Source organism: Candidatus Neomarinimicrobiota bacterium (genome assembly GCA_034716895.1).
Classification (GTDB): Bacteria; Fidelibacterota; UBA8477; order UBA8477; family JABMPR01; genus JABMPR01.
Window position 1 is genome coordinate 5,979 of sequence record JAYEKW010000160.1, and the last position, 4,472, is coordinate 10,450.

Below are 4,472 nucleotides of genomic sequence, written 5' to 3' on the forward strand. Positions count from 1 at the left end.
GGCGTAGTCTGTAAGATGAAGACGTACGTGTGCGGGCATAGTCTGTAAGACGAAGACCCATGAGTCCGTGGCTCATTGTTGTTATTATAGGACTTGCGACAGGGGCTTGACTGGAAAGTGACCATTTATGATAATTTTTCTTGCATGGATCAATAGGTTAATCCCATCTGGACATTCTTTTCATGCTGATTCATGTCCCCTGGCTTACTCCTAAACACACTTCGTTTGCCTTCTTCAGGAATAATCCCTGCCCATAGTCGCTCTGATAGTAAACCCAGTGAAGCGCGATCCCATTGACCATCCTCTAACCAATCTACCAGCTCAGACACAATATTGGGAAAGACCACCTGCTTCTGTTTTGCCCGTGAGTACCAGTTCATGATCACCTCAGGGGTCACCTCGCTACATGTACTCCCATAATTAAGTTCCTGCAGGGCATAGGCATTACTCTCCTGCTCGGGTTGTCCCTGAAGAGGCTTGACAAGAAGCTTCTTTCCCAGAGAGATAGTCTCACTGGGGAGCTCGAATCCAGCATTACAGATGACCCCTTCAACCGTTTTCAGATCCCTGGGAAATGTCTCTCGTGAAAGTGGCTTAACCGTTATGTTTGCTTCGGGTCCTGGTCCAAGAGGCATCTGATTTGAATAAACTATAAAATCCAGGTCAGGTAGCTTTTTCAACTTGGCGATGAGCAGAGAGTGGTCTTCAAAGGGTAGATAGATCAGGATGGACCGATCTTTTGCTTTCTGCCAGTCCCAGACACTCGGAATGATGGGGGGAAGGATAGGTTCATTGTAATGGTGCCAGTGCAAACCAATACTTAGATCGACAGGTGCAAATTTCTGTATTAATGCTCGAGCTACTGGATTTGAGTTGGTCATAGGAACGTCGTAGTTAAAAGCATATTGATGCCCGATCCCTATGGAAGGAATTCCATGTTTGCGAGCGATGCGTGAGGTGATTGGCTCGAAATCACTGATTACCACATCAATATCACGGGCATTGAAATGATTGATGTCCCGGTACATTTTAAAAGGTTTTGCATTCAAAATTGTGCTGAGTTTTTGCACTTTGCCAGCACGAGTGTGGAATGTCAATCCCTCCATTAGCGTAAAGGGCATAAACGATTCCATGCCCCACAACTGATCGCCAGGACGTCCGGATACAATAACATTTACACGGTGTCCCCTCTGTTTTAGGGCGGATACGACTTCTCTTGAGCGGGTGATATGTCCATTCCCTGTGGCTTGCACGCCGTAAAGAATGTTTAAATTATCAGTCATCAACATGGGTAGATTCCACCAATCCTTTCTTTTTCATTTTTCTCGTTTTTTTCATCCTGCTCCCCTGTCGTTCCATGTGCCAGTGGATCGTGTGAAATTCACCAGAGAGATCTTCAATCAGAGCTGTACATGAATCTACCCAATCCCCACAATTCATATAGGTCAGACCCTCAATGGTTTTGATTTCAGCCTTGTGAATGTGACCACAAATCACTCCGTCATACCCATTTGCTCGGGCTGCACCAATCAATGCCTGTTCAAAACGTTTGATGATTCGCGAGATACTCTTTGTGCGTTGCTTCATGTAACCGGCCAGTGACCAATAGTCTCGGCCCATCAAATTGCGGAGACGCTGATTATGTCGACTGATGAACTGGATAACATGGAAAGCGCGATCCCCAATATGCGCCAGCCAGCGATAAGAGTCCTGCATGAAGATGTCATAGGCATCCCCATGAGTAACGAGTAGGCGTTTTCCATCTTGAGTGAGATATTCGATTTTATCCTTGATCTCAATATCACCGAACTTCAGATCCACATAATCCCTAAAGAGTTCATCATGATTCCCTGGGATATAAATTATCCGGACCCCTTTCTGACTCAGTTTGATCAATTTTTGTATTAGAAGAGAATGGCTAGGCTCCCAATTCCATGCAGATCGCATACCCCAGATGTCGATAATGTCTCCTACTAGAATGATCTGTTCACTTTTATAGTGATTCAGAAAATCCAGCAGCTCATCAGCTTTGCTGAAGCTGGTTCCCAAATGGATATCTGACAACCAGATCGATTTGACTTTTTCTTTTTTTGTTTGGTCCATTCCATGTCCTTTTCTTTTGTTTCATGGATGCTGCATCATATCAAAACAATGTTAGGAAAAGATTGAAATGGAGTGAGTGAACCTTTATGATTTGATTTGAAAATGATGAGTGTTTTGTGAAATGCTGGACAGACATCTTGGGTTTTTCACACTATTCCGCCGGATATTCCAGGTGAAAAAGATCTTATTAAACCGGTCCATGTTATCTGAAAGTATATTTTAAATGCCACAAAGTCACTAAGACACCAAGTTTCACAAATTTTCTTAGGGGTTCTTGGGGGCTTTGTGTCTTCGTGGCAAAAGAACTTACACTGCGGCGAGATGCTGACTCCTAATGCATACGGCTATCTCAGGCCAATTTAATACCATTGCTACTTGGCATGTGGATGAATCAGCTATTGAGCCTCCTGCTCTGGCACTTGACTCAGAGCTGGACCTCCTAAAGGCATAGAAGGTGGTGTGTAAACAGGAAAAGTATGTAAACCTGGAAGAAGAATACCGGGTTGCTCACTTGGAGCGCTTACACCTTGCTCGCGAGGGGAGTCTGAAGACCATCGAAATCCATAACAGAGTTGTTAGAAATCATGAAACATATAAACGTTTACGCTGGTGAAATTGTCAAGATCGTTTTGGATATCTCTGAAGAAGAAACTCTCTAGTCCAACCACCTTCCAAATAAAGTAGCATACATAATTCTGTAAATATCAGTATTATCCACATTATTTGGCAGGAGATGAGCATTGAGTCCATGCGCTTTGGCAATAACACCACCATAGACATCAGAACTTGACGCCCATTGGATGCTGAATTCGAATGTTGTACCAAACTGATCCGGTTTTGCGGTGAAGGGTAATGATTCAGAACCACCTATCCCATCCTGGGCAGAACCACTCCCCGTGTTTGCCGCAAGAACTTGACCATAATCTTTTTCTTTTAAGTAAACTAATTGCATACCACCAGCATCACTATCCGCTGCTGTGACTAGCAGTGTATTTGGGTGAGAATCGATATGATTTAACACGACTCCAATCGCATCATCAGAACGACTAAGGGCCTCAAACACGCCTGTGGCGTTTAATTTATTTCCAAAGTTATCGGTGCCCTCCTCTTCAACCACTAGAAAAAATGGTGTGGGTCGTGATGACAAAATTCGTAAAACTTCTGAGGTCATCTCGGCCAGAGTGGGAGCTTCTGGTTTGTACAGTGGGGCATTCATTTTTGCTAGATCTTCTTCACTGCGATCGTTAAATGTATGGGTGTGAGCAAATACACCTAAAGCTTTACCCACTGAAGGAGGCAAAGCCTGGAGCTCTTCTTTTGTGTAAACAATGGTATAGCCAAGTGCCCTAGCCTCCTCGATCAGGTTTTTACCATCCTTCCGATATCCCTCACCGAAAACGCCCTGAATTCCTTCAGGCAGTAAAAACTTCTCACCACCCCCGAGGATGATGTCAGCACCAGAGTGGATAATCTTTTCACTAATTTCATCATTTAATTTTCGGTATTTAGCACTGGCGAGAAAAACACCTGTACCGGGTTCGTTTAGATGACCACTATTGATCACTGCAACTGACATGCCGGCTGCTTTGGCTTCTAGCATAATACTCATGGGTTGACCTGAAAGAGCGTTGAAAGGTCGATCCGGATCTATGCCGTAATCATCGCGTTCTGCTTTTACGCCAAAGGCATGAGCAGTAGCGCCAGCATTTGAACTGGTTCCGAGAATATCGAGCTGGTGTCCACGATAAACTCCCATGTGATCAAGGTAATCCCAGTTCAGCATACTGTCTGGACCCACCTTTAGAGCCCGGAGTGCGCTCCAGGTGTTAGCGCCTGTGCCATCAGGATGAATAAAGACAACGTTACCAGTTCGGATGGTGGTATCCATTGGAATTGTTGACTGAGGGTGGTGACTACAGGCCTGGAAGGCAAGTAGTAAAAATAAAATTAGTGGAATCATTCTAGTCCTTTTCTTTTGATTCATGGATGCGGGCATCATATCAATACAATGTTAGGAAAAGATTGAATTGGAGTGAGTGAACCTTTATGATTTGATTAGAATATGATGAGTGTTTTGTGAAATGCTGGACAGACATCTTGGGTTTTTCACACTATTCCGGGTTTATACCATTATATGTTGAGATAGCAAAAACTACCTGACCTCAGTATTACTTATAGAGGCAACAAAAAAAAGGCCAGCGTTTCTGACCTTAAGAATGTGGGCCCACAGGGACTTGAACCCCGAACCGACGGATTATGAGTCCGGCGCTCTAACCAATTGAGCTATGGGCCCTATTTCAATTGCGAATTGTCAATTTGGAATTACGGATCTGGAATACACCAATTGACCAAAAGCTAAATAAAATAGT

At 44.0% G+C, this 4,472-nt stretch carries 3 protein-coding genes and 1 tRNA gene; all 4 read right to left on the reverse strand.

Annotation, left to right across the window (positions count from 1 at the left end; genetic code table 11):
* Positions 1 to 149: 149 nt before the first annotated feature.
* Positions 150 to 1,283, reverse strand: coding sequence for an MJ1255/VC2487 family glycosyltransferase (locus tag U9Q77_10025; protein ID MEA3287694.1), 1,134 nt, complete (start codon positions 1,281 to 1,283; stop codon positions 150 to 152).
* A complete protein-coding gene (locus U9Q77_10030; GenBank protein MEA3287695.1) occupies positions 1,276 to 2,103 on the reverse strand; it encodes a UDP-2,3-diacylglucosamine diphosphatase in 828 nt (275 codons plus the stop codon). Before U9Q77_10030 ends, U9Q77_10025 begins: the two co-directional genes overlap by 8 nt.
* 655 nt (positions 2,104 to 2,758) lie before the next feature.
* Positions 2,759 to 4,063, reverse strand: a complete 1,305-nt coding sequence (locus tag U9Q77_10035) for an alkaline phosphatase (protein ID MEA3287696.1) — start codon at positions 4,061 to 4,063, stop codon at positions 2,759 to 2,761.
* A gap of 259 nt (positions 4,064 to 4,322) precedes the next feature.
* Positions 4,323 to 4,396: transfer RNA gene (locus tag U9Q77_10040), tRNA-Ile, on the reverse strand.
* Between the last annotated feature and the right edge of the window lie 76 nt (positions 4,397 to 4,472).

Coding starts and splice junctions, on each gene's coding strand:
- U9Q77_10030 (MEA3287695.1), bottom strand. CDS start 2,103: ATGGACCAAACAAAAAAAGAAAAAGTCAAATCGATCTGGTTGTCAGAT.
- U9Q77_10035 (MEA3287696.1), bottom strand. CDS start 4,063: ATGATTCCACTAATTTTATTTTTACTACTTGCCTTCCAGGCCTGTAGT.
- U9Q77_10025 (MEA3287694.1), bottom strand. CDS start 1,283: ATGACTGATAATTTAAACATTCTTTACGGCGTGCAAGCCACAGGGAAT.